This is a genomic window from Halomonas sp. 707D4 (assembly GCF_024158685.1).
Lineage (GTDB): Bacteria > Pseudomonadota > Gammaproteobacteria > Pseudomonadales > Halomonadaceae > Vreelandella.
The window spans coordinates 1-1,374 of the sequence record NZ_JAMZBD010000655.1; the positions used below are offsets into that span (position 1 = coordinate 1).

General features: G+C 70.3%; 2 protein-coding genes and 1 pseudogene. All 3 read left to right on the forward strand.

Translation table 11 applies throughout. The features are described 5' to 3' along the window. On the forward strand, positions 1-567 hold a 567-nt coding region (locus BIS11_RS17620; protein ID WP_253586735.1), incomplete at its 5' end, for a type 4a pilus biogenesis protein PilO. After that, positions 564-1,088: a pilus assembly protein PilP gene (locus tag BIS11_RS17625; protein WP_253423656.1), complete on the forward strand. Its 525-nt coding sequence runs from the start codon at positions 564-566 to the stop codon at positions 1,086-1,088. The genes BIS11_RS17620 and BIS11_RS17625, both read left to right, overlap by 4 nt. Positions 1,089-1,133: 45 nt before the next feature. After that, positions 1,134-1,374, forward strand: a pseudogene (locus BIS11_RS17630) (type IV pilus secretin PilQ); the annotation flags it as partial.

Below are 1,374 nucleotides of genomic sequence, written 5' to 3' on the forward strand. Positions count from 1 at the left end.
GCCGGCGAGTGGCCGCCGCTCTTGCGCGCGCTGTGCGTGGCGCTGGTGTTCCTGCTCGCCTTCGGCGGGCTCGTCTGGTGGGAGGTCAGCGACAAGCGCGCCAAGCTCGCCGAGGAGAAGCGCCAGGAAGCACGCCTTCTCAGCGAGTACCGGGTAAAGGCGTCGGAAGTGGCGCTGCTGCCCAACGTGCAGAACCAGCTGACCGACCTGGAGGAGCAGATGGGGCGCATGCGCGCCATGCTGCCCACCAGCGCCGAGATTCCCTCGCTTCTGGACAGCATCAGCGACGCCGCGGTGGACAACCGGCTGACCATCGAGGTGATTCGCCTGCGTGCCACGGTCAGCAACGAGCACTACATCGAGCATCCGCTGGATATCCAGGTGCGCGGCGGCTACCACCAGCTGGCGAGCTTCGCCGCCGACATCAGCCAACTGGCGCGCATCGTCACCCAGCACGACCTGACCATCGCGCCGGTCGACGGCCAGGGCGACAGCCTGCGGCTCTCGCTGGTCGCGCGCACCTACAGCTACCTCGACGACCCCACGACCGCGCAGGTGACGCCATGATGCCCGCGCGTCTGGCCGCCCTGGGCGTCGTCGCGCTGCTCGCGGGCTGCAGCGACGCCAACCTCGACCAGCTCGATGCCACCCTGGCGGACATTCGCCGCGCCCCGAGCCAGCAGGCGGCGCTCGCGATCGCGGCGATCCCCCCGCCGGTGGTGCTGAACTACCAATATAGCGATGCGCGCAGCCCGTTCTTGGCGCCTGGCCGCCCGATGGCCAGTGCGACCATTGCCCCGGGCACGAGCGCCCTGGCCCCGGACACCCAGCGGCCTCTGGAGCCGCTCGAGGCCTTCGCGCTCCAGTCGCTGCGCCTGGTCGGCACCCTCGAGATGGGCGGGCGGCGCCTGGCCATGATCGCCACGCCCGACGGCAATGTGACCAGCGTGCGCGAGGGCAACCACCTGGGTGCCAACTACGGCCAGATCACCCGTATCACGCGCGACGAGGTGCGCCTTCTCGAGCGCGTCTTCGACGAGCGGGAGGGCTGGCGGGAGAGCCCGGCGGCACTTTCGCTTGCGCCCTGACAACCACCATCACGATCGATCGATGTCTACCCGGAAGCCTTGTCTATGGTCATCACCGCTCGCACCACCTTCGCGCTGTTTCTGATCGCCTGCTGGCCCGCCTGGGCCGGCGCCTCGGTGCTGACCGATCTCGAGGTGCGCGACGCCCCTCAGGGCGAGGTGGAGCTGCTGCTCTCCTTCGACGGCGCTCCGGGCGAGCTCACCGGCTACGCGCTCCAGGCGCCACCGCGCCTGGCGCTGGACCTGGCCGAGACCCAGAACGGCCTGGCCCGGCGCGATCTGCCGG

Bases quoted from the DNA above. Each gene is read 5' to 3' on its own strand.
- BIS11_RS17625 (WP_253423656.1), top strand. From the start codon at position 564: ATGATGCCCGCGCGTCTGGCCGCCCTGGGCGTCGTCGCGCTGCTCGCG.